The sequence below is a fragment of the Sporosarcina sp. P2 genome, assembly GCF_002743255.1.
Taxonomy (GTDB): domain Bacteria; phylum Bacillota; class Bacilli; order Bacillales_A; family Planococcaceae; genus Sporosarcina.
This window is the reverse complement of the sequence record NZ_PDYY01000002.1, coordinates 28639-53355: the sequence shown is the minus strand read 5'-3', so window position 1 is coordinate 53355 and position 24717 is coordinate 28639. Positions and strand designations below refer to the sequence as shown.

Genomic DNA, 24717 nt, shown 5'->3' with positions numbered 1-24717 from the left:
TCGAATGAACAGGAAATAGTGCGAATGAGCAAATAGAAAGACCTACTTACTTGATGAAGGTGTGTGATCATGATGGATCTAACAAAGATTACCAATCCATCTTTTATAAAAGAGCTCGATAAAGAGCAGTTAGAATCATTGGCGGCGGATATTCGCCATTTTCTAATTGAAAATTTATCAGTTACTGGCGGGCATATCGGACCGAATCTGGGGGTTGTCGAATTAACGATTGCATTGCATAAAATTTTCGACAGCCCAACCGACAAGTTTATATGGGATGTAGGGCATCAGTCATATGTCCATAAAATCCTTACAGGCCGTGCTGGCGAGTTTGACACTCTTAGAAAATATAAAGGATTGAGCGGATTCCCGAAGATGGCGGAGAGCATACATGATGTATGGGAAACTGGCCATAGTTCAACGTCTTTGTCAGCGGCTATGGGAATGGCTGTGGCACGAGATATTAAAAAAGAAAAAAGTTATGTCATCCCAATCATAGGTGATGGCGCTTTAACGGGCGGTATGGCACTTGAAGCATTGAACCATATTGGACACGAGAAAACGAATCTCACGGTCATTCTAAATGACAATGAAATGTCTATCGCACCAAATGTTGGCGCACTGCACTCGATTCTCGGAAAATTACGCACAGCTGGCAAGTATAATAATGTAAAAGACGAACTCGAATTCCTCTTGCGTAAAATCCCAGCAGTAGGCGGTAGAGTCGCAACGGCTGCGGAACGTGTGAAAGACAGTTTGAAGTATTTAGTAGTGAGCGGGATTTTCTTTGAGGAGCTCGGATTCACGTATTTGGGGCCGATTGACGGCCATGATTTTGTTGAATTGGAGCGTTCTCTTCAATATGCAAAGAAAATGGAAGGACCGGTATTACTTCATGTAATTACGAAAAAAGGTAAAGGCTATAGCCCAGCCGAGTTAGATAAAATCGGTACATGGCATGGTACGGGACCCTATAAGATTGAAACGGGAGATTTTGTAAAATCCCCTGTTACTGGCCCTGCTTGGAGTGGGTTGGTTTCTGAAACGGTACGCAAGCTTGCGAGAGCTGATCGACGTATTGTCGCGATCACTCCGGCTATGCCTGTAGGATCGAAACTTGAATCTTTCGCAGCAGAATTCCCGGATCGTTTCTTCGATGTAGGGATTGCGGAACAACATGCAACGACAATGGCTGCGGGACTTGCAGCAACTGGAATGAAACCCTTCCTCGCGATTTATTCGACATTCCTGCAACGTGCATACGATCAAATGTTGCATGATATTACGCGCCAGAAGCTCAATGTCTTTGTTGGTATTGATCGTTCAGGACTGGTTGGGGCTGATGGAGAAACACATCACGGTGTATTTGATATCGCATTCTTGCGTCATTTGCCGAACTTAGTCATTATGATGCCGAAAGATGAAAATGAAGGCCAACACATGGTGAAGACAGCTATCGATTACGATGAAGGTCCGATTGCACTTCGTTTCCCACGCGGTAATGGATATGGCGTTCCGATGGATGAAGAACTTCATACGATTCCAATCGGCACATGGGAAGTGTTGCAAGAAGGTGAAGATGCAACGATTTTGACGTTCGGTACAACGATCCCCATGGCTTTCTCGGCTGCTGAACAATTAAAATTACAAGGCAAAAATGTCGCGATTGTGAATGCGCGTTTCATTAAACCGATGGATACGAATTTACTGGATGAACTATTTGCTAAAGGCAAACCCATCATTACAATCGAAGAAGCTGTTCTTGCTGGTGGATTCGGCAGTGGGGTGTTGGAGTATGCAGAGCAAGTGGGTCATACAGGCACAATCTTCGAAAGAATCGGTATTCCGGATGAATTCATTGAACATGGTAGTGTCGATAAATTACTTGTCGAAGTCCATATGACACCTGATCACGTAGCAGAAGTGACAGCAGCGGCTATTCAGCAAGCAGCAGAAAGAGCGAAAGTATGAGTACATCTGTGAAAAAAGAGAGAGTGGATTTGTTGTTAGTAGAGCGTGGATTGACTGAATCCCGTGAACAAGCAAAACGATCCATCATGGCTGGCCTTGTTTACTCCGATACTACAAGAATTGAAAAAGCGGGAGAAAAAATTGCAGTGGATGCTCCATTGACTGTAAAAGGACCCGCGATTAAATATGTAAGTCGTGGTGGCTTGAAACTGGAAAAGGCGTTGGTGTCTTTTCCTATTTCTGTGAAAGAAAAGATTGTCCTGGATATTGGAGCTTCCACAGGTGGCTTCACCGATTGTGCACTGCAAAACGGTGCCAAACATTGTTATGCACTGGATGTTGGCTATAATCAACTTGCTTGGAAAATTCGTCAGCATGAACAAGTGACAGTGATGGAGCGGCAGAATTTCCGTCATGCGACGGTTGATTTATTTACGGAAGGATTACCGGAAGTCGCGACGATCGATGTTTCATTCATTTCGTTATCCTTGATTTTACCAGCACTTAAAAACATTATTGTACCGGGCGGACAAGTGGTGGCGCTAGTGAAGCCTCAATTTGAAGCTGGGAAAGAGAAAGTCGGTAAAAAAGGTATTGTCCGTGATCCAGCAATACATCTAGAAGTATTGGAGAAAATCGCGGCGATGGCAGCGACGGAGGGATTTTCCGTTAAAGGTGCTACGTATTCGCCTGTTACGGGTGGAGAAGGCAATATTGAATTCTTGTATTATTTAGTTGCCGAAGACGGAGCAATGACTGATTTCACTGCGGAAGATTTTAAGCAATTGGTCAAACAGGCACATAATGATTTAACATAACGCGCAATGAGTTGCGCGTTTTTTAGATGATTAGTATAATTTTGTTTATGGACTCAACAGAATCGGAGTGAATTCAATTGAATAAAGGACAACGACATCTACGTATTAGAGAGATTATTACGAACAATGAAATAGAAACACAGGATCAGCTAGTCGAGAGCTTAAAAGCCGCTGGGGCCGATGTCACGCAAGCGACAGTTTCGCGTGATATTAAAGAAATGCACTTGATTAAAGTACCTTCACCTTCAGGTAACTATAAATACAGTCTCCCTCCTATCCATCGCTATAATACGGAAGAAAAATTAAAGCGTATGCTCGAGGATGCGTTCGTTGGCATCGACAGTGCAAGTCATTTTATCATGTTGAAAACGCTTCCCGGTAATGCGCAAGCGGTTGGATCACTTGTCGACAACTTGGACTGGGATGAAATGCTTGGAACCATTTGCGGTGACGATACTTGTTTAATCATTTGTCGTGAAGAATCTCAAACAGAATACGTAAAAGATAAATTACTATCAATGCTATAAGCGAGGTGAGGTTTCTTTGTTAAGCGAACTTTCGATTAAAAATTTTGCTATTATTGAACAACTTGAAATCGCATTTGACGATGGACTAACGGTGCTGACTGGCGAAACGGGTGCTGGGAAGTCCATTATCATTGATGCTGTTCAGCTGCTCGCTGGCGGCCGTGGTTCACAGGAATTCATTCGCCACGGTGCGAAAAAAGCTGAGCTTCAAGGACTTTTCACCATCGATAAAAATATTGAAAATGTAACAGAGAAATTGACTGAATTTGGTATTGATACGGAAGAAGGTATCGTGATTTTACGCCGGGATATAAGTGCCAGCGGGAAATCTGTTTGTCGCGTTAATGGTAAACTCGTGACCATTGCTATATTGCGTGAGATTGGCGCATTGCTAATCGACATCCATGGACAACATGAAAACCAAGAATTAATGAATGAAAAGCGTCATATTCATTTGCTAGATTTCTTTATTGGGGCACCTATTGAACGTTCCATGTCTACATATACCGAATTATATGAGAAATATAAAAAACTTCAGCAACTTATTGCGGCGAAAACACAAGATGAACAACAAATCGCGCAGAAAATCGATTTATATAAATTCCAATTAGAAGAAATTGATGCAGCGAATTTAATGATCGGTGAAGAAGAAGAATTGGAGTCTGAACTTGTAAAGCTCCAACATTTTAACCGGCTATTTGACCGCTTGAATACTTCATATGAAGCATTGTCTTTAGAGTCGCATGGACTTGATTGGGTTGGTAATTCGATGAGTGATCTCGAAGAAGCAGCTTCCATTGATGAAGATCTCAAAACGATGTCTGAAACAGTTAATTCTTCATTTTACGCGCTTCAAGACGTTTCACATGATTTAAAAAGGATGATCGATGGCATGGAATTCCAGCCAGAGCGTTTAGAATTTGTCGAAGATCGATTAGCGTTGTTTTTGACTTTGAAACGAAAATATGGGAAATCACTTGAAGATATTTTGATTTATCGTGATAAAATTGCGGATGCACTCGATCAACTGGTCAATCGTGACGAAAGATTGCATCAAAATCAAGAATTATTGGCACAATACGTAAAAGATCTTGAAATTGAAGCGAATGAATTATCAATTATTCGAAAAAAAGCAGCACTGTCTCTTGAAAAGGGAATTGAAGAGCAGTTGAAGCAGTTGTATATGGAAAAAGCTACATTCAAAGTACAGATTCACCAAAAACAACCTTATCAATTCGATGCCAATGGATTTGATGAAGTCGTATTTATGATTTCCACAAACTTAGGAGAACCGCTCAAACCTTTGGTACGAGTGGCGTCTGGTGGCGAATTATCCCGAATGATGCTGGCGCTGAAAACGATTTTCTCTCAACATCAAGGTGTTACATCGATTATTTTCGATGAAGTGGATACCGGAGTTAGTGGACGCGTAGCGCAATCCATCGCAGAAAAAATTTCTATGATCTCCAGTCATTCACAAGTGTTATGTATTTCGCATTTACCGCAAGTGGCCGCGATGGCAGATCATCATTATCTCATAAAAAAAGAAGTGCATGATGGTCGTACCAAAACGGCGATTCATGACGTAATGAAAACAGAACGTACAGAAGAATTATCACGCATGCTGTCGGGTGCGGAAATTACGACATTGACGCTTCAACATGCTGAAGAACTTTTAGTTTTAGCTGATCAACGCAAAAAGGAATTCCGCAAATAAAGTATGAATTCACAACGTTTTCCATGGAAAATGACACTGTTTATTTTACCCTTTCATACTTTCTCTTCGAAAGGACATACCAAAGGTATCTTTCGTTGAGGAGGTGAAACATGGGATGGAATAAATCTTTCAAAACGCTTTTAGCACTCGTCCTGATGCTCTGCCTAGTGCCTGGAATTTCATTAGCAAATGAAGAAACGCTCATTCCGATGGGTGATTCCATTGGTATTCAAATGGATTTAAGTGGTATTTATGTAACAAGTGACGTCAAGGTGAGTCAGCAGGAATGGTTAAAAAAAGGGGATATCATTCGCCAGTTGAACGGTACGGATACGAAGCAACTCGTTCATTTCGAACGGGCGTTACAAAAAGATCGTGCTACGATGGTACTCGACATTTTGCGTAATGGGAAGAATGAAACCATTGAAGCAGATAAGTCGCTCATTAAGCGCGTCACGCCTTTTCTGAAGGATCGAACGGAAGGTACAGGAACGTTGACATACGTCGACCCGGAAAGCGGCACGTATGGCGCGCTGGGGCACCAGATTATTGATAGTACGTTGCAGTCTGCTCCGTCTTTTGAAAAAGGCGCGATTTATTTATCTGAAATCAGTCAAATCAAGAAAAGTTCTCCAGGGATTCCAGGGTATAAAATCTCCTCGATTATTGATCAGAATAAATTCCTTGGAAATATTCAAATCAATAGCGTGTATGGAATTTTCGGTCATTGGAAAAATGCTCATAATAAAGTGTTGTCTGAACCGCTTGAAATTATGCAGCCTTTTGAATTGATGATCGGACCCGCAGAAATTTACACCACAGTGGAAGGTTCTACTGTAGAAAAATTCTCCATCCAAATAACGAAGATAGAAGAAGAACAATTCCATATCCTAGTGACTGACCAGAAACTGCTGAGTAAGACGGGCGGAATCCTGCAAGGTATGAGTGGTAGTCCTATAATCCAGAACGGTAAGTTTGTCGGTGCGATTACGCATATGTTCGTGGACGAGCCAGAAAAAGGGGCCGCGCTTTTTCTAAAGACGATGAGAACGAATGAGAAATGAAAAAGCAGCCTGTGCCTAAAAAGTGCACAGGCTGCTTTTTCGTATAGGTGTTCGATACAAAGAAAAGGGAATAAAGTCGAAATAGGTAGAAAGCATCGTTCAGAAGTATCATTTTGAGTGAAAAATTAAGTAAATGTAGAAATCGTCAAATATATGACTTACGATAATAGGAGAGAAACAGCGGGAGAAAGAAATGAATGTCCGATTTTAAATCAGGGGGAATGGGTAATGGAAAATATAAAAGTAGCAATTGCTGACGATAATAAAGAACTTGTGAAAACGATGATGTCATATTTTGAGAAGCACGATGAAATAGAAGTGATTTGGACAGCGAATAATGGGCAAGTATGCTTGACATTGTTAGAAGAAGAGCGTCCCGATATTTTATTGTTGGATATTATTATGCCGCATCTCGACGGTATTGGAGTATTAGAGACACTGAATGAAACGAATAAAATGGGAGATATGCAAATCATGATGCTGACGGCTTTCGGACAGGAAAACGTTATGTCGCAAGCCGCAAACCTGGGTGCTTCGTACTTCATGTTGAAGCCGTTTGAATTTGACCGCTTAATCGGGCAAATCTTTAAAGCTGCTGGGAAACCGAAAAATACGACGCCTTCATTTGTCGTGCAGGAATCCTCCGCACAACCGACAGGTGTTGTAACTCAGAAGGTACTCGATACGGCGATTACGTCGATGATCAAAGAAATCGGCGTACCTGCTCATATTAAAGGTTATGCGTTTTTACGCGAGGGAATTCAGATGGTTTATAGTGATGTGGAGTTGCTCGGATCGGTCACGAAGATTCTCTACCCAGACATTGCGAAAAAGTATAATACGACTCCATCCCGTGTGGAACGTGCAATTCGCCATGCAATTGAGGTGGCGTGGAACCGTGGAAATTACGATTTGATTTCGAAGACGTTCGGCTATACAGTACATCATTTGAAAAGCAAACCGACGAATAGCGAATTTATTGCCATGATTGCGGATAAGATCCGTTTGGAGCATATGGTAAGCTGATTGAAGTAATAGAATGATAGAGAGTGTATGCAAACCAACTAATCAGATGTATTAGTTGGTTTTCGTTTGTACTTGGGTAAGGGAAGATACGTTGTGGTTGTGTAGTGTTAGATGGTAAAGGGAATAATTTTGCGCGAATTCGTTTGTGCTCATTAATTCGTGTACGTACTCATACTTTCTCTGCGACCGCTCTTCACTTCCTGTAAGCGCTCACACCTCATTTGCGTCCGCTCTATACTCAGCTCAAAGCGCTCATAAAGTTTGTTTGGCCGCTCAATACTTCACTATTCTGCACATGAATTAAAATGGGGTTTAATTCCAAAACATTATAATTCAAGAAGTGGTGTATGCATGAGCTCTGCAACCATCGTATCGTGGGTATAAAGTCTATAATTGATTCCTAGGGTAAAAAAACCGAATGATGCTGTGAGAAAATGCTTATTTACGTGGGGTACTCGCAAAAAGAGCTACCTGTAGTGTGTGGCAATCTTCTATACTACTAAATAAAGAGGGAGGGATTTCGTTGTTAGTTGAAAATGAACATTTTGAACTTCTGGAAGAAAATAATAAAGTAATCATGAATACGAAGAAAGCTGGATATCCACTTAAATCATTTGACGCACTGTCTTCTAAAATTCCTAGATTGAAACTGAATTCATTCAAAGAGCTGATGAAAGCACTTCAAACGGAAGGTCAGCATGAAATTGGGTCGTATTCCGCACCTTGCGAAGTATATATATCACCTAGTAAAATGAAAGTAGAATTGTATATTCATGCAACGAATGAAGAATTTCTTGCAAATAAAGAGCAGTTCCTGAAGCAGGCGGAAGAAATACTCGATCAGAGAGAAGTACGCTATGATAAAGAAAGTCTCTTCAGCCTGGCGTATCTTCCGAGCAATCCAATGATTATTGCGGTAGGTAAAGAACCTATTAAAGGAGAAGATGCACAGGTCGAGTATATTGCGATGCCAGATCGTAAACCTATTCTTCGCGATGATGGCTCTGTCGATCACTATGAGTTGAATTTCGTGACGCCGATTGTGAAAGATGAATGGTTGGGTGAAAAGACGCCCGCTAAAGATGGATTTGAAGGCTATAACGTCTTTGGTGAACCGATAGCAGCTAAAAAAGGCGAGGATATGAAACTGGTCTATGATCGAAAATCCGTCGGGGAGTTTGAGGAAGATGGCAAAATCGTCTTACGCGCTTTGCATGGCGGAGCACTCGAAGAACTGAACGGAGCAATTAGTGTCGGTAAGCAATTGATCATTCCGGATGACGTGGGGACGAAAACGGGATCGATTACGTTTGATGGTTCAGTGCGTGTAATGGGAACGGTTTTGGCGGGCTTCTCGGTCAATGCTACTGGGGATATTTCTATCGAAGGAAAAGAAGGTGTAACAAACGCTAAGGAAATCTACTCTGAAGAAGGCGATGTCTATATTAAAGGCGGCGTGTTTGGTGGAGGAGAAACCGTTATTAAGGCGAAGAAAAATGTTTATGTAAAACATGCGAATAACTGCAAAATTTACGGAGAACGAGTCAACATCGGTCTCTATTCACTTGGATCTGAATTATACGGTGATCATATTTGTATTGATAAACATAAAGGTCGGGTGATCGGTGGCGTTGCAGAAGCAATGTTTTCTATTGAATGTGCAACGGTTGGCAATAGCCATGAACGTTTAACGAAACTGATCGTCAAAGGTGTCAATAAAGAAATGGAGCTAGAAGAAATTCAGCGATTGGCGGAAAAGCTCAAAGCGGAGCATGCGGAACTGAAGAAAATTGAGCAGACACTGGATAAGATGACGAGCGTCAAAGCGAGTCTCCCGGATGGACAGTTAGATATGCTAGAAAAGACATTGCAAGTTAAACGGCAAGACATTGTATCACTTGATCAGACAATCAAAAATAAATTGCAACTTGTGCAAGTGGCTAGCAAGCCTAAAATTGAAATTACGCGTGAAGCACATCCTGGCGTCCATATTGTAATAGGCGATAAAACGAGTATGTTGAGTCGCGTGACGAAAGGTGTTTTCGAACTAACAAGCGAAGGAGCATTAAATGTCTGATAGTAAAATATTTGCTCACCGTGGCGCATCTGGACATTATTTTGAAAATACGATGCGCGCTTTTTTAGGGGCTGTACAAAAAGGTGCAGATGGAATCGAATTGGATGTGCAGCAAACGAGCGACGGTCAATTAGTTGTGATTCACGACAATGAATTAGTACGTCTCGCCGGAATTGATCAGCGCATTGATCAATTGACATCGCAGGAACTGCAGCACATTAAAATAGGTAAGGGCAGTTACAGACGAATGTTTGGTCACCCCATACCTATCTTATTTGATGTGGTTTCTTTCTGTTCTGAACATAATTTGGCGCTGAATGTCGAAATAAAGGAAACGGTATATGGGCAAGTTGTTGCACTCGAGCAAATTTTGCATTATGTGGAACCGTTGTCTACCGTCCATCTCTCTTCATTTGATTATGAAACGATGCGTATAGTAAAAGAGCTAGACTCTGACATGGAAACCGCTTTATTGCTTAGAAAAAAATCGGTCGATTGGAAAAATCTTGATTTATATAAAGTCAATGCTTTTCATTTCCATAAGCGATTGTGGAAAGATCCGTTTAAGAGTCAGCTGCTCGAAAGTGGGAAGATATTACGAATGTACGGTGTAACGGGTGCAGAATCTTTTTTATCAGATACCCCCGAAGTGACAGGTTGGATTACGGATTATCCGAAGCGTGTGCGCAAAAAAATAAAAGGATCAAGGTAGTGTACCTTGGCCCTTTTATTTCAAGTCTTTTTTAAATCTGTCAGCTACCCGTCCAGATCTGCGGTCTCGGCGTAACAAAAAGCCTGCAAAGAAACCAAGACCTGCGGCAAATAGTATAAAACCGCCTAAAAATTGCATCCAAATGAATGGGAATGGCGAAAAAAGATGCCCGAACAATGAATCACGCATTAATTTTATTCCTAGAGCCGCTGCAATCCCTGGAATCAACAGTACAATAAACGCAGCAAGACGTACCATATCCTTCAACCCCTTACCAATTTAATTTTACCGTGTGGTCATGGATTGTCAAGGACTCTGCCATCATGTACGATATAGGTAGATTGTTTACAAAACCTGCTGCGGAGTAATATCCAAAATGTGTCAAATTTGCATTTTTGCCGTGGGAAATTTAGAATCAGTACCATACACATGAATCTTTATAATCTTTTACTAGCCTGGAGGGATACTTATGGAATTGTTTACGTACATGGAAAATCACGACTATGAGCAACTGGTGCTTTGTTATGACAAGACATCGGGATTGAAAGCGGTTATCGCAATTCATGATACGACACTTGGACCGGCACTTGGTGGCGCCCGCATGTGGACGTATGCTAGCGAAAAACATGCGATTGAAGATGCATTGAGATTGGCTAAAGGGATGACATATAAGAACGCCGCAGCCGGACTGAATCTTGGTGGCGGAAAAACGGTTATAATCGGAGATCCGAAAACGGATAAGAACGATGAGCTTTTCCGTGCATTGGGTCGTTACATAGAGGGGCTAAACGGACGCTATATTACAGCGGAAGACGTAGGGACTACTGAATACGATATGGACTTAATCCATTTAGAAACAAATTTTGTTACGGGTATCTCTTCAGGAGAAGGCACGTCAGGAAACCCTTCCCCCGTTACTGCGCTCGGTATCTATAAAGGAATGAAAGCCGCTGCGAAGGAAGCATTCGGCGATGATTCATTGGCAGGTAAAACCATTGCGGTTCAAGGTGTTGGAAATGTTGCCTACACACTTTGCGAATACTTGCATGAAGAAGGCGCAAAAATGATTGTTACGGATATCAATGAAGCGGCAGTCCAGCGTGCAGTGGAGGCGTTCGGGGCAACAGCTGTTGCGACGGATGCAATTTACTCACAAGAAGCGGACATCTTTGCTCCATGTGCTCTTGGTGCGGTGATTAACGATGAAACGATTCCACAATTGAAAGTAAAAGTCATTGCGGGTTCTGCTAATAACCAATTGAAGGATCCGGAACATGGCGATCGCTTGCATGAAATGGGCATCGTCTACGCTCCAGATTACGTGATCAACTCGGGTGGCGTCATCAATGTAGCGGACGAATTGATCGGTTACAATAAAGAACGTGCATTAAAGCGAGTAGAAGGTATTTACGATACAATCCTAAAGATTTTCGCTATCTCAAAACGAGACGGCATTCCATCCTACCAGGCTGCAGACCGTTTGGCAGAAGAACGCATTGCAAGAGTTGGCGCATTAAGAAGTACATTTTTGCGCAACGAAAAAAGTATTATTTCAAATAAATAATCTAGCAGATGAGTCATAGCGGTAGGCAGGGGAGCTGTCCACCGCTACACTCGCCTGTCTAAATTTAGTTCAATACTGTTAGCGAAGGGAGTCCTTTACGTTGAGTAAAGAATATGACGTAGTGATATTAGGTGGCGGAACTGGTGGATATGTAGCAGCCATTCGCGCGGCTCAATTAGGTTTGACGACAGCAATTGTAGAGAAATCCAAACTTGGCGGTACGTGTTTGCATAGTGGGTGTATCCCGAGTAAAGCGATGCTAAAAAGTGCAGAAGTCTACCGCGTAACACGTCAAGAAGCGAATGAATTCGGCGTGAATACAGGTGACGTCTCATTGGATTTCTCACAAGTACAAAAACGTAAAGGTAAAATCGTGGATCAATTGCATGCAGGCATTGAAGGTTTGATGAAAAAAGGTAAAATTGATGTCTATCGTGGGACGGGTAGAATACTAGGAGCTTCTATTTTTTCTCCAATGCCTGGAACTATTTCCGTGGAAATGGATAATGGGAATGAGAATGAAATATTGATTCTAAAAAATCTCGTGATTGCTACCGGATCCAAACCTAGAACATTACCTGGACTTGAAGTAGATGAACAGTCTGTAATGACTTCCGACGGAGCTTTATTAATGAATGCGCTTCCATCTTCAATTACGATTATTGGCGGCGGTGTGATCGGCATCGAGTGGGCTTCTATGCTAGTAGATTTCGGCGTGGGTGTGACAGTCATGGATCGTCTAGAGCAGATATTGGCAACTGAAGATCATGAAGTGGCTATGGCTATGCATAAAGCGCTCGAAAAACGCGGTGTGAAGTTTATATTAGGTGCGGAAGTGTTGACAGAGTCATTACAAAAGAACGACAGTGAGGTCACGATTTCTTATAGACTAGGTGATGATGAACAATCCATTACGAGCGAGAAGATGTTGGTGTCTGTTGGACGCGCGCCAGTTATCGATGATATCGGTTTACAAAACACGGATATTCAAGTCGAAAAGGGCTCCATTCAAACGAATCAACATTTTCAAACAAAAGACCAGCATATTTATGCAATCGGTGATGTAATTGGCGGACTTCAATTGGCGCATGTGGCAGAACATGAAGGATTGCATGCAATCGAACATATAATAGGAAAACAGCTAGATCCGATTGATTACGATCTAGTACCACGTTGTGTGTACTCTTACCCAGAAACTGCGGCAGTTGGCGTGACTGAGCAACAAGCAAAAGGTCGAGGGTTTGACGTAAAGATCGGCAAATTCCCATTCAAGGCAAACGGTAAAGCTTTAGTTAACGGTCATGCGGATGGCTTCGTGAAAGTCATTGTGGATCAGCAAACGGATGATATTATCGGTGTCCATATGGTGGGTTCGCACGTGACGGATCTGATTTCTGAGGCGGGCTTGGCGATGGTAATGAATGCAATTCCTTGGGAAATATCCTCGGCAATTCATCCTCACCCGACATTATCTGAAGCGTTCAGTGAAGCGGCGTTAGCGGTTGAAGGGCTAGCCATTCACATGTAAAGGAGGAAGTGGAATGAGTAATCGGCATATTGAATTGGGTTTGACAGATGAAGATGTATTGAAAATGTACGAGACGATGCTGATGGCACGTCGTTTAGATGAGAGAATGTGGTTACTAAACCGTGCGGGGAAGATTCCGTTCGTCATCTCTTGTCAAGGACAGGAGGCGGCACAGGTAGGGGCTTCATTCGCTCTGAATAACGAAAAGGACTGGATCGCACCGTACTACCGTGATATGGGAGTGGTCTTACATTTTGGTATGACGCCGAAAGATTTGATGTTATCGGCTTTCGCCAAGGCGGATGACCCGAACTCCGGTGGTCGGCAGATGCCAGGTCACTTTGGCCAACGCAAGAATCGTATTTTGACAGGATCTTCACCTGTTACGACACAATTACCACATGCTGTCGGCGTAGCATTAGCCGCAAAAATGAATAAAGAAGATTTTATTACGTTCGTAACTCTCGGAGAAGGTTCTTCCAATCAGGGAGACTTCCATGAAGGGATGAATTTTGCGGGTGTGCATAAATTACCGACAGTGATTATGGTGGAAAATAATAAATATGCAATCTCCGTACCTCTTGATAAACAAATGGCATGTGAGAATGTCTCCGATCGTGCAATCGGTTACGGTATGCCAGGCTACACTGTAGACGGCAGAGATCCGCTGACAGTGTATGAAGTGGTGAAAAAAGCGGCAGACCGAGCTAGGAACGGAGAAGGTCCGACATTAGTTGAAGCGGTATGTTATCGACTGACTGCACACTCTTCAGATGATGATCAACGCCAGTACCGTGATGCAGAAGAGCTTGAAGACGAAAGGAAACAAGATCCGTTATTGTCATTTATTCAGTATCTAAAAGAAGTAAAAGTCTTGACGGAAGAAAAGTACGATGAAATAGAAGAACGTGTAAAACTGCAGGTCGATGAAGCGACAGAGTATGCGGAACAGGCGGAATACGCGAAGCCTGAACATGCATTGCGCTACGTCTATGAAGAAAAGGGAGGCGACGCATAATGGCCGTTCGTTCATTTATAGATGCGATCAACCTGGCAATGAAAGAAGAAATGGAACGCGACGACCAAGTATTCGTACTTGGAGAAGATGTCGGCCGTAAAGGTGGCGTGTTTAAGGCAACAACCGGTCTATATGATCAGTTCGGTGAATACCGTTCGCTCGATACGCCTCTCGCCGAGTCCGCAATTGCGGGTGTAGCGATTGGTGCAGCGATGTATGGTATGCGTCCGATTGCTGAAATGCAGTTTGCCGATTTTATTATGCCAGCGGTCAATCAAATCGTCTCGGAAGCGGCGAAAATCCGTTACCGTTCAAATAATGATTTTTCATGTCCTGTCGTCATTCGCGCTCCTTTTGGTGGTGGCGTTCACGGAGCTTTATATCATTCACAGTCCGTTGAATCAATGTTTGCTTCGACTCCTGGCTTGAAAATTGTCATCCCATCCACTCCTTACGACGCAAAAGGTTTGCTAAAAGCGGCAGTGCGTGATGAAGATCCCGTGTTATTCTTTGAGCATAAGCGCGCATATCGGTTGATCAAAGGGGAAGTTCCAGACGATGAGTATGTATTGCCAATCGGTAAAGCGGATGTGAAGCGTGACGGGGAAGATATCACGATTATCACGTATGGTTTGTGTGTACATTTCGCACTGCAAGCTGCGGAACGATTAGCTGAAGATGATATTTCTGTCCATGTTTTGGATCTACGTACGGTCTATCCGTTAGATAAAGAGGCGATCATTGAAGCTGCTTCGAAAACAGGAAAAGTTCTATTGGTGACAGAAGATAACCTAGAAGGCAGCATCATGAGTGAAGTTTCTGCTATCATTGCAGAAAATTGTTTATTTGAATTGGATGCGCCAATCAAACGATTAGCAGGACCCGACGTACCTGCCATGCCTTATGCCCCTTCTATGGAAAAGTTCTTTATGATGAATCCTGAAAAGATTGAAAAGGCAGCAAGGGATTTAGCGGAATTTTAACTAAGGAGGCGTAAGGAAATGGGCATCGAAAAAATTACTATGCCGAAACTGGGTGAGAGTGTAACCGAAGGAACTATCGAAAAATGGCTCGTCGCTCCCGGGGATACGGTAGCTAAATATGATTCACTTGCGGAAGTGACAACCGATAAAGTCACAGCGGAAGTTCCGTCTTCATTCTCTGGAATAATTAAAGAAATCATCGCAAAAGAAGGCGATACGATTGAAGTGGGCGAAACGGTTTGTTTGATTGAAATTGAAGGCGACGCGGAAGAACCCGTACACGTGTCAGCACCCACGGTAGAAACACCAGCTGCAAAGCCTGTTGACAAGCAAGTGGAAGCACCAAAAGCAAAGACGCGAACTGTAACGGGCGGTAAGGCAGCGGGCCGATTTTCTCCTGCTGTGTTGAAGATGTCTCGGGAACATGGCATTGACTTGTCTCAAGTAAGTGGCACGGGACGCGAAGGACGTATTACGCGAAAAGATATCCAAGCATTCATTGAAAGTGGCGGAGCCCAGTCGCAAAAGGGATCACTGGACGTTGTGGTTGAAGAACAATCCAAACCACAAGTGGCTCCCTCGGAACAGACGGTACCTGAACAAGCTGTCTCGTCACATGTGAAACGCGAAAACGGTGATATCGAAATTCCGGTAACGAGTGTACGTCGAGCGATCGCGAACAACATGGTGCGTTCTGTAACCGAAGCGCCACACGCTTGGATGATGATAGAAGTAGATGTAACGGAACTTGTCCTATTGCGTGATAGCGTCAAAAAGGAATTTAAAGAAAAAGAAGGATTCAATTTGACGTATTTTGCCTTCTTTATTAAAGCTATTTCACAAGCCTTGAAGGAATATCCTGAAATGAACTCAATGTGGGCAGGCGATACGATTGTAATGAAAAAAGACATCAACATCTCGATTGCAGTGGCTACGGATGATGCGTTATATGTCCCTGTCATCAGAGGAACAGATGAAAAGACGATCAAAGGCATTGGCCGAGAAATTCATGAGTTAGCTGGAAAAGTGCGAAATGGTAAGCTGAAATCGACAGAGATGCAAGGTGGTACGTTCACGGTGAACAATACTGGTTCATTTGGTTCGGTTCAGTCGATGGGAATTATCAATTATCCGCAAGCTGCTATTTTGCAGGTGGAGTCGATCGTCAAGCGCCCAGTAATTATGGACAATGGCATGATGGCTGCACGCGACATGGTCAACCTCTGTCTATCGCTTGATCACCGCGTGCTGGACGGACTCGTTTGTGGACGTTTCCTCGCACGTGTGAAAGAGCTGTTGGAAGGCATGGCTAAAGATAAGACTTCGTTATATTAAGATTCGGCAACCTCCATACTTAGTTTTGGGGGTTGTTTTTTTGATTTTGATGGGCAATAAGTACGTGCAGTGGTTTATAGTTTCGGATTGAAGCACTGGCTCGGGATGCGTTCAGGCTGGCTTGCTTGTTACCAGTCCAATTGTACTATCTAGTGAGGAAATTTCGCTTTATGAGCGGTTAGATAAACTTTATGAGCGCAAACAGTGGAGGATAGAGCGATAGTGTGGAGTATGAGCGCGTCTGGGAAGTGAAGAGCGGTTACAGAAGAGGTATGATCACGTACACGAATTAATGAGCGCAAACGAATGGGCTATCAGTTATTTATCCCTTTTCCTCGTATCCAGTTCACTAAGCTAAAATCTACACTCATGTATAAAAGTCATAAATTCGTATGCTTATAATGTAACTAGACGGAAACTTCTGATTTTCCTCTTCCTTCATAATGTAATCTACGGTACACTAGAATTATTAATGGTTTTAAAAAGGGGAAGGAGCACCATTATGCCGATACATAACATGAAAACATTTACATTTACAGCCCCAAACTTTACTGAATGGAAAGAAGCGGCTGTTTTATCTCTAAAAGGAAAACCTTTTGACTCGTTGTACACAAAAACAATTGAGGGTATTGAACTTAAACCTCTTTATACCAAAGAGGATCTGGATCAATTGGAAATTTCACGCGTCACAAAGCCTGCATTTGGCTGGACTGTTGCACAACCTGTTAGTGCAACAAATGGGGAACAGTTCGTAGAGCAAATGAAAGAATCTTTGGCACGGGGCAATGAAGCAATCGCTTACAACGGACTGAAGCCTTTAGTGTGGGCTGAAGAGGACATTAAGCAAGTAGCTGAACTGATTACGCGCTATCCAATTTTATTCACAGAAGTGCAAAGCGATGATCCGATTTTACAAGCCTTTACGTATATAGAAGAAACAGAACGCAAAGACGTTACAGGAATTTGTATCAGTGCGGTTCCGTTAGTACTCGAAGGATTTCCGGGAGTCCGTACAAAGGGTGCCGATTTATGGACAGCGCATCATGAAGGGGCTGACGCGGTAACTGAACTCGCGCTATCACTTTCGATCGCAGCCGAACTGGCGGAAGAAGCCACTTCGTTTGAAGAATTTACAAACGACTTCTATGTACGATTTGCTGCTGATACACACTTCTTCATGGAAATCGCGAAGTTCCGTGCGTTTCGTGTATTATGGAAATTATTCAATGAAGCATATGGCGTGGAAAACGCGAAGCAAGTGCCTTTGCTAGGAATTACTTCACTGCGTTCATACTCAAAACTTGATCCGTATGTAAACTTACTACGTGGCGGCAATGCGGCATTCTCGGCTATTTTAGGCGGAGCGGATTGGCTGACTGTATTACCGCATGATGTATTGACTGGAACGTCTCCAAGCTCGAATCGTTACGCACGAAATATTCAATTGATTTTGAAGGAAGAAACGCATATTGATCAAGTTCTAGATCCCGCAGGCGGTTCATACTTCATCGAATCATTGACGGCAGAATTAATTCGTAAATCATGGGAGAAGTTCTTAGAGATTGATGAGAATGGCGGTTATCAAGCATTTTTGCAGTCTGGTGAATTGAGCAAACTATATGCGCAACGTCAGAAAGAAATGGCGACGGGTAAGAAGACGTTGATCGGCACGAATGTCTACGCGGAATTGACAGATGTGAATTATGCGAATGAATCAACCGTCACGGTATCCAAACGCCTGTCAGAGCCTTTTGAAAATATTCGATCCAAACAACAAGAAGAGTTGCCGAAAACGGTATTGCTTAACTTTGGTGCATTGAAAGATTATAAACCTCGTGCGGATTTCGTCAGTGGATTCTTGGCAGTTGGCGGTATCGAAGCGATATGGAGTCCTTCTTTCGAGTCAAACGATCAAGCGCTCAGTTGGATCGAGGAACAACAGCCGGATTATGCAGTAATTTGTGCATCGGTTGCGGATACAGAAGAAGTCGTAACAAACTTCTTGGCTTCCTATAAAGGAAATTGTCCAATCGATACAGCGGGTAAATATCCATCAGAAACTGCAGATCAGTGGCTTGCCAATGGATTGAATGGTTTCATTTTCGCGGGACAGGATAAGATTGACAAGCTGAATACTATTATTATGCAAACTAAAGGAGGCCGTTCCGTTGAGTAAACCCGATTTCCGTAAAGTGAATATAGAGCAATCACTCAATGAACTCTCACAGCAAACATCGTCAAAAGAGAATTTTTTAACGAATGAAGGAATCGATGTAGCGCCCATCTATACAGCAAAAGATATTGAAAACACGGAGCATTTGAAAGACTTCCCAGGCATCGCGCCGAACACGCGTGGACCGTATCCGACGATGTACGTAGCGCGTCCTTGGACAGTTCGTCAGTATGCTGGATTTTCTACAGCGGAAGAGAGTAACGCATTTTACCGACGGAACTTGGCGATGGGGCAAAAAGGACTTTCAGTAGCGTTCGACCTTGCGACTCACCGCGGTTACGACTCCGATCATCCGCGTGTAACAGGTGACGTAGGGAAAGCGGGGGTTGCGATTGACTCCATTGAAGATATGAAGATTTTATTCGCGGGTATTCCTCTCGATCAAATGTCGGTATCGATGACAATGAATGGTGCGGTATTGCCGATTATGGCATTTTATATCGTAGCGGCTGAAGAGTCCGGTGTACGTCCTGAGAAACTTTCTGGTACGATTCAGAATGATATTTTGAAAGAGTATATGGTTCGGAACACGTATATCTTCCCACCGGCGATGTCGATGCGAATCATTGCGGATATTTTCTCGTACACGTCTGAAAATATGCCGAAATTCAACTCGATTTCCATCTCGGGTTATCACATGCAAGAAGCGGGCGCGACTGCGGATATCGAGCTTGCGTATACACTTGCTGATGGTTTGGAATATGTTCGTACAGGTTTGAAGGCGGGTATCGATATCGATTCATTCGCACCTCGGTTGTCCTTCTTCTGGGCGATCGGTATGAACTACTATATGGAAATAGCGAAAATGAGGGCGGCACGGAAGATCTGGGCGCAGATGATGCAGTCGTTTGAACCGAAGAACCCAAAGACACTTGCATTACGTACGCACTCCCAAACGTCAGGCTGGAGTTTGACGGAGCAAGATCCATTTAACAACGTAACCCGCACATTAGTTGAAGCAAATGCATCATCCATGGGTCACACGCAATCACTACACACCAACGCATTGGATGAAGCGATCGCGTTACCGACAGATTTCTCGGCTCGTATTGCACGGAATACACAATTGTTCTTACAAGAAGAGACGATGATGACGAAAGTGATTGATCCTTGGGGCGGTTCATACTATGTAGAAAAATTAACAGAAGAGTTAATGGAGAAAGCATGGGAATTAATTGGTGAAATCGAATCACTTGGTGGCATGGCAGAAGCGATTGAAACAGGCTTGCCGAAAATGAAAATTGAAGAAGCAGCGGCTAAGCGCCAGGCGAAAATCGATTCGAAAGCGGAAACGATTGTCGGCGTCAATAAGTATCGTTTGGATACCGAAGATGCGATAGATATTCTGGATATCGACAATACGATGGTACGTCAGAAGCAAATTGACCGCATCCACGATATGAAAGACAAGCGTGATGAGAATGTAGTTCAAGCTACTCTTACAGCAATCACGGAAGCGGCTAAGAGTGGCGAAGGGAACTTGCTTGCCTTGGCAGTTGACGCCGCAAGAGCGCGCGCAACAATCGGTGAGATTTCGGATGCGATTGAATCGGTATCCGGTAGACATAAGGCGGTGATCCGTTCAGTGAGTGGTGTATATAGCTCAAACTTCTCAAATGAAGAAGAGATTCAAGAAGTGAAAGATATGACAGATGAGTTCTTGGAAAATGAAGGGCGTCGTCCACGTATTTTAGTTGCGAAGATGGGTCAGGACGGACATGACCGTGGAGCGAAAGTCATCGCATCTTCATTCGCTGATTTGGGCTTCGACGTGGATATCGGTCCTTTATTCCAGACACCTGAAGAGACAGCTTTGCAGGCGGCGGAAAATGATGTGCATGTCATTGGGGTAAGTTCACTGGCGGCAGGTCATAAAACATTGGTGCCCACATTGCGTGAAGAGTTAAAGAAAATCAATCGTGAAGATATTTTAGTCGTAGTAGGTGGCGTGATTCCTGCACAAGATTACGATTTCTTGCGCAAGAATGGTGCAGCTGCAATCTTTGGTCCGGGTACAGTCATTCCAGTGGCGGCTCAAAAAGTCATTGAGGAAATTTACCGACAGCTCGGCTATGAGGAAGTGACGGGTTGACAGAAAAACAAAACGGACGAGATGAATCAGCCATGCATGTGATGCGCGGAATAGAATCCACACATGACGGATTTGTTGCCTCTTCACGTAAACGCTTTGTTAAAAAAGATCCATCTCATAAAAACTTGGATGTATTGCAACAGGAAATAGAAAATGGTTCTCGCTTGTATTTAGCGCGTGGTATAACGTTGCTTGAAAGTACAAAGCCTAGCGATAAGAAGGTCGGTCAGGAAGTGTTGACTAGCCTTCTGCCGAAAACGGGCAACTGTATCCGAATTGGTATTACAGGTGTTCCGGGTGCAGGGAAAAGTACGTTTATCGAGGCGTTCGGTCTAATGCTTGCGGATATGGGCCATAAAGTGGCGGTGCTCGCGATTGACCCGAGCTCAACGTTGACTGGCGGGAGTATTTTAGGAGACAAGACCCGTATGGAGGAGTTGGCGCGGCATAAGAATGCGTTTATCCGTCCATCTCCGTCAGCTGGTACTCTTGGTGGTGTGCATAAGAAATCTCGCGAAACGATGCTACTTTGTGAAGCGGCAGGATACGACGTCATTTTGATTGAAACCGTAGGGGTTGGCCAAGGCGAAACGATTGTACGTGGAATGGTCGATTATTTCTTATTGCTAGTGCTGACTGGTGCTGGTGACGAACTACAAGGAATGAAAAAGGGCATCATGGAACTGACGGATGGTATTGTCGTGCATAAGAATGACGGTGCTAATAAACCGCTAGTCAAGAAAACGGTGCGTGAATATACACGAATTATGCACATGCTGCAACCTGCTTCGCCTGAATGGACGTCCAGAGTACAACCGGTTTCTTCTATAGAAAAGACCGGCTTGGAAGCGGTATGGGAAACGGTTTTGGAGTTTGAGAAAGAAATGAAAGATAAGAATCATTGGGACACAAGACGTCAGCATCAGACACGCGATTGGTTCCATGCGATGATCCGTGATCACTTGATTGATTCATTTTTCTCGGAGCAAGGACGAAAAACGCAGGTGAAGGCACTTGAGGAAGAATTGCTCGACGGTCATTTAACTGTAACTGGAGCAATTGACCGATTGTTTTCTTCTTAATTCCTGTAGGGATATGCTATGATTGAAGAGGATAGTCTAATTAGTACCAGGGAAGTGTTAAAGCGAAACTGAAGAGACCATCACAATTATAGAGTATGAGAGAGGAGATATTGTAAAATGACTATGAACTTTGATTTTTACATGAACGATATGACGAACCAAGCGAGATCCGAAATGGAAGCGAGCGGCTACAAGCAGTTGAAAACACCTGAGGACGTAGAGGAAGCATTCAAGCAACCTGGTACGACATTAGTCATGGTTAACTCCGTTTGTGGATGCGCTGGCGGAATCGCTCGTCCAGCAGCTGCACACGCAGTACATTATGACAAGCGTCCGGACCACTTGGTAACAGTATTTGCTGGACAAGATAAAGAAGCAACTGCACAAGCACGTATGCACTTCGGTGAAGATCACATTCCATCTTCTCCATCATTCGCTTTGCTAAAAGACGGCAAACTAATTGGTGAAGTAGGACGTTTTGAAATCGAAGGACATGACCCGATGTCAGTTGTCGTGAATCTTCAGGAACAATTTGAAGAGCACTGCGAAGAACTGTAATAAACTAAAGCGGAATGCGCCGTCTAGTCTCGACAGACGCTGGAGGTCCTGAAGCAAAAGGCCGAACTTGCCTTTTGAATCAGGACCGAAGCGATCCGAGAGACTGGCGCATGTAGCTAGATGTTACTAAAGCGGAATGCGCCGTCTAGTCTCGACAGACGCTTGGGGTCCTGAAGCTAGAAGGCAATAAAAAACAGTTCGCATATTTTCATATGCGAACTGTCATTTACATTATAAGAACATGCTGAGACCCATGACCATAGTAGATGCGATCATGGCGACGATCATCAAGTAGACCACTGTTTTTTGAATTTTTTTATTACTCATGCAGCAAAGCTCCTTACACGTTGGAATGGGTTTAATTCTATTTTAACAGAAATAAGGATTTTCACAACTGGAATGGCTGGTATGTGTTCATATAGTAGAAACATAGTAAAAGGGGAATGTGCTATGAACAAGGTAGATCATATAGGGATTGCTGTAAAAAGTATAGATGAATCAGTTAATTATTACATAGATACACTCGGATTGACAGTTATAGCTATTGAAGAAGTTGCTAGCCAAGGGGTTAAAGTGGCGTTCATTGATGCACATAACGTCAAGATCGAGTTACTTGAACCGATGACGGAGACAAGTCCCATTGCGAAGTTTATTGAAAAACGCGGTGAAGGGGTTCACCATATCGCTTTTGGTGTAACGGATATTCGTTCAAGAATGAAGGAATTGGAAGAGAAGGGCGTTCAACTACTTTCAGATCAACCTAAACCAGGTGCTGGTGGAGCAGAAGTGGCATTTCTGCATCCCAAATCATCGTACGGCGTGCTCTATGAATTATGTGAAAAGACCAAGGGGGAAAACTAGATGAACATTTACGATAAAATTAATGAACTGTACGATAAGAAACGCGAAATCGAGTTGGGTGGCGGCGATGAGCGAATCATGAAGCAACACGAAAAAGGTAAACTTACTGCACGTGAGCGTATTGACATACTACTTGATGAAGGTACTTTCGTAGAGTTGAATCCATTCGTTGTTCATCGTACACGTGATTTCGGCATGGACAAGCTAGAAGGACCTGGAGACGGTGTTGTAACCGGTTACGGTAAAATCCACGGACGTTCTGTCTATTTATTCTCTCAAGACTTCACCGTATTTGGTGGAGCGCTAGGTGAAATGCACGCAATGAAAATTGCCAATGTGATGGATTTGGCTGCGAAAAACGGTGCTCCATTCATCGGTCTTAACGATTCAGGTGGCGCACGTATCCAGGAAGGTGTATTATCTCTTGACGGCTACGGTGAAATTTTCTACCGTAACGCGATCTATTCCGGAGTCATTCCACAAATTTCTGTTATCCTCGGGCCTTGTGCAGGTGGCGCGGTGTATTCGCCAGCGATCACAGATTTCGTCATTATGACGGATAAAACGAGCCAGATGTTCATCACAGGACCAAAAGTAATTGAAACGGTTACAGGTGAGAAAATTACTTCTGAAGATCTGGGTGGCGCGAAAGTTCACAACACGATCAGTGGTAATGCGCATCTTCGTGGGGCAAGTGAAGAAGAAGTATTGGAAAAAACACGTGAATTATTGACATATTTGCCACAGAATAACACAGAAAAGACACCTGTTCAGCCATTTGAAGAACAAGATGATTATCGTCCAGATTTAGCGGATACAGTACCTTACGAAACAATTCGTCCATATGACGTACGAAAAGTATTGGAGCAAGTAGTGGATGAAGGATCATTCTTCGAAATTCAGCCTGAATTCGCAAAGAACGCGGTAGTTGGCTATGCGCGCATGAAAGGTGAGACAGTTGGATTTGTTTGTAACCAGCCAAAAGTAATGGCGGGTGGACTAGACATTAACTCTTCTGATAAAATTGCACGTTTCATTCGTACTTGTGACTCATTCAATATTCCATTGATCACATTTGAAGATGTTACAGGATTCTTCCTAGGAATCAAGCAAGAGCACGGTGGAATCATTCGTCACGGAGCGAAGATTTTGTATGCATACTCGGAAGCAACTGTACCAAAAATCACTCTAATCTTGCGTAAAGCTTTTGGTGGTGCATACGTAGCCCTGAACTCTAAATCAATCGGTGCTGACCTCGTCTTCGCTTGGCCAAACGCAGAAGTAGCCGTAATGGGTGCTGAAGGTGCGGCGAATATCATCTTCGCACGCGATATCGCAAACAGTGAAAACCCGGAAGCAACTCGTACAGCAAAAATCGAAGAATACCGTGAAAAGTTTGCGAATCCATACGTTGCCGCTTCACACGGCATGATCGACGATGTCATTGACCCACGCGAAACGCGTATTAAATTGCTTCAAGGACTTGAAATGATGCGCAATAAGCACGAAGATCGTCCGAAGAAAAAGCACGGCAACATACCTCTATAATCA

General features: G+C 43.4%; 21 protein-coding genes. 19 read left to right on the top strand and 2 right to left on the bottom strand.

Annotation, left to right across the window (positions count from 1 at the left end):
* Positions 1-72: 72 nt before the first annotated feature.
* From dxs to CSV67_RS02495, 8 genes are all read left to right on the top strand, one after another.
* Complete coding sequence (gene dxs, locus CSV67_RS02530; RefSeq protein WP_099630336.1) at positions 73-1971, top strand: 1-deoxy-D-xylulose-5-phosphate synthase; 1899 nt, start codon at positions 73-75, stop codon at positions 1969-1971.
* On the top strand, positions 1968-2789 hold the full coding sequence (locus CSV67_RS02525) for a TlyA family RNA methyltransferase (protein WP_099630064.1): 822 nt from the start codon (positions 1968-1970) through the stop codon (positions 2787-2789). Before dxs ends, CSV67_RS02525 begins: the two co-directional genes overlap by 4 nt.
* Before the next feature lie 77 nt (positions 2790-2866).
* Positions 2867-3316, top strand: a complete 450-nt coding sequence (ahrC, locus tag CSV67_RS02520) for a transcriptional regulator AhrC/ArgR (protein WP_099630063.1) — start codon at positions 2867-2869, stop codon at positions 3314-3316.
* Positions 3317-3332: 16 nt separating this feature from the next.
* Positions 3333-5033: a DNA repair protein RecN gene (gene recN, locus CSV67_RS02515; protein WP_099630062.1), complete on the top strand. Its 1701-nt coding sequence runs from the start codon at positions 3333-3335 to the stop codon at positions 5031-5033.
* A gap of 110 nt (positions 5034-5143) precedes the next feature.
* The gene (locus tag CSV67_RS02510) at positions 5144-6097 is read left to right on the top strand and encodes a SpoIVB peptidase S55 domain-containing protein (RefSeq protein WP_099630061.1); all 954 of its coding nucleotides are present in this window, start codon (positions 5144-5146) and stop codon (positions 6095-6097) included.
* Positions 6098-6325: 228 nt separating this feature from the next.
* Complete coding sequence (spo0A, locus tag CSV67_RS02505; RefSeq protein ID WP_099630060.1) at positions 6326-7123, top strand: sporulation transcription factor Spo0A; 798 nt, start codon at positions 6326-6328, stop codon at positions 7121-7123.
* 523 nt (positions 7124-7646) lie between these two features.
* Positions 7647-9200, top strand: a complete 1554-nt coding sequence (locus CSV67_RS02500; protein WP_099630059.1) for a flagellar assembly protein A — start codon at positions 7647-7649, stop codon at positions 9198-9200.
* Positions 9193-9912 carry a glycerophosphodiester phosphodiesterase gene (locus tag CSV67_RS02495; RefSeq protein ID WP_099630058.1) on the top strand — a complete coding sequence of 240 codons (720 nt, stop codon included), beginning with the start codon at positions 9193-9195 and terminating at the stop codon, positions 9910-9912. Before CSV67_RS02500 ends, CSV67_RS02495 begins: the two co-directional genes overlap by 8 nt.
* Before the next feature lie 15 nt (positions 9913-9927).
* On the opposite strand, the gene CSV67_RS02490 is transcribed toward CSV67_RS02495, so the two are convergent.
* The gene (locus tag CSV67_RS02490) at positions 9928-10170 is read right to left on the bottom strand and encodes a DUF2627 domain-containing protein (RefSeq protein WP_099630057.1); all 243 of its coding nucleotides are present in this window, start codon (positions 10168-10170) and stop codon (positions 9928-9930) included.
* Positions 10171-10381: 211 nt separating this feature from the next.
* On the opposite strand from CSV67_RS02490, the gene CSV67_RS02485 reads away from it, so the two are divergent.
* The 9 genes from CSV67_RS02485 (at position 10382) to CSV67_RS02445 (ending at position 22305) form a co-directional block, all read left to right on the top strand.
* Complete coding sequence (locus CSV67_RS02485; RefSeq protein WP_099630056.1) at positions 10382-11476, top strand: Leu/Phe/Val dehydrogenase; 1095 nt, start codon at positions 10382-10384, stop codon at positions 11474-11476.
* A 100-nt stretch (positions 11477-11576) separates the two neighbouring features.
* The gene (gene lpdA, locus CSV67_RS02480) at positions 11577-13004 is read left to right on the top strand and encodes a dihydrolipoyl dehydrogenase (RefSeq protein ID WP_099630055.1); all 1428 of its coding nucleotides are present in this window, start codon (positions 11577-11579) and stop codon (positions 13002-13004) included.
* A gap of 13 nt (positions 13005-13017) precedes the next feature.
* Entirely contained in the window at positions 13018-14022 is a 1005-nt protein-coding gene (locus CSV67_RS02475; protein WP_099630054.1) for a thiamine pyrophosphate-dependent dehydrogenase E1 component subunit alpha, read from the top strand.
* Positions 14022-15005, top strand: coding sequence for an alpha-ketoacid dehydrogenase subunit beta (locus CSV67_RS02470; RefSeq protein ID WP_099630053.1), 984 nt, complete (start codon positions 14022-14024; stop codon positions 15003-15005). The genes CSV67_RS02475 and CSV67_RS02470 overlap by 1 nt, the downstream gene beginning before the upstream one ends.
* Before the next feature lie 18 nt (positions 15006-15023).
* On the top strand, positions 15024-16340 hold the full coding sequence (locus CSV67_RS02465; protein ID WP_099630052.1) for a dihydrolipoamide acetyltransferase family protein: 1317 nt from the start codon (positions 15024-15026) through the stop codon (positions 16338-16340).
* Positions 16341-16842: 502 nt separating this feature from the next.
* Positions 16843-18516 carry a methylmalonyl-CoA mutase family protein gene (locus CSV67_RS02460; protein ID WP_158232869.1) on the top strand — a complete coding sequence of 558 codons (1674 nt, stop codon included), beginning with the start codon at positions 16843-16845 and terminating at the stop codon, positions 18514-18516.
* Positions 18509-20665: a methylmalonyl-CoA mutase gene (gene scpA, locus CSV67_RS02455; protein ID WP_099630050.1), complete on the top strand. Its 2157-nt coding sequence runs from the start codon at positions 18509-18511 to the stop codon at positions 20663-20665. The genes CSV67_RS02460 and scpA overlap by 8 nt, the downstream gene beginning before the upstream one ends.
* A gap of 32 nt (positions 20666-20697) precedes the next feature.
* Positions 20698-21747: a methylmalonyl Co-A mutase-associated GTPase MeaB gene (meaB, locus tag CSV67_RS02450; protein WP_099630335.1), complete on the top strand. Its 1050-nt coding sequence runs from the start codon at positions 20698-20700 to the stop codon at positions 21745-21747.
* Positions 21748-21864: 117 nt separating this feature from the next.
* Positions 21865-22305 carry a BrxA/BrxB family bacilliredoxin gene (locus tag CSV67_RS02445; RefSeq protein ID WP_099628904.1) on the top strand — a complete coding sequence of 147 codons (441 nt, stop codon included), beginning with the start codon at positions 21865-21867 and terminating at the stop codon, positions 22303-22305.
* Positions 22306-22536: 231 nt separating this feature from the next.
* On the opposite strand, the gene prli42 is transcribed toward CSV67_RS02445, so the two are convergent.
* Positions 22537-22632, bottom strand: coding sequence for a stressosome-associated protein Prli42 (prli42, locus tag CSV67_RS16605; RefSeq protein WP_155979530.1), 96 nt, complete (start codon positions 22630-22632; stop codon positions 22537-22539).
* A 123-nt stretch (positions 22633-22755) separates the two neighbouring features.
* On the opposite strand from prli42, the gene mce reads away from it, so the two are divergent.
* Both mce and CSV67_RS02435 read left to right on the top strand, forming a co-directional pair.
* Positions 22756-23166, top strand: coding sequence for a methylmalonyl-CoA epimerase (gene mce / locus CSV67_RS02440; protein WP_099630049.1), 411 nt, complete (start codon positions 22756-22758; stop codon positions 23164-23166).
* A complete protein-coding gene (locus tag CSV67_RS02435) occupies positions 23167-24714 on the top strand; it encodes an acyl-CoA carboxylase subunit beta (RefSeq protein WP_099630048.1) in 1548 nt (515 codons plus the stop codon).
* The last annotated feature ends 3 nt before the right edge of the window (positions 24715-24717 follow it).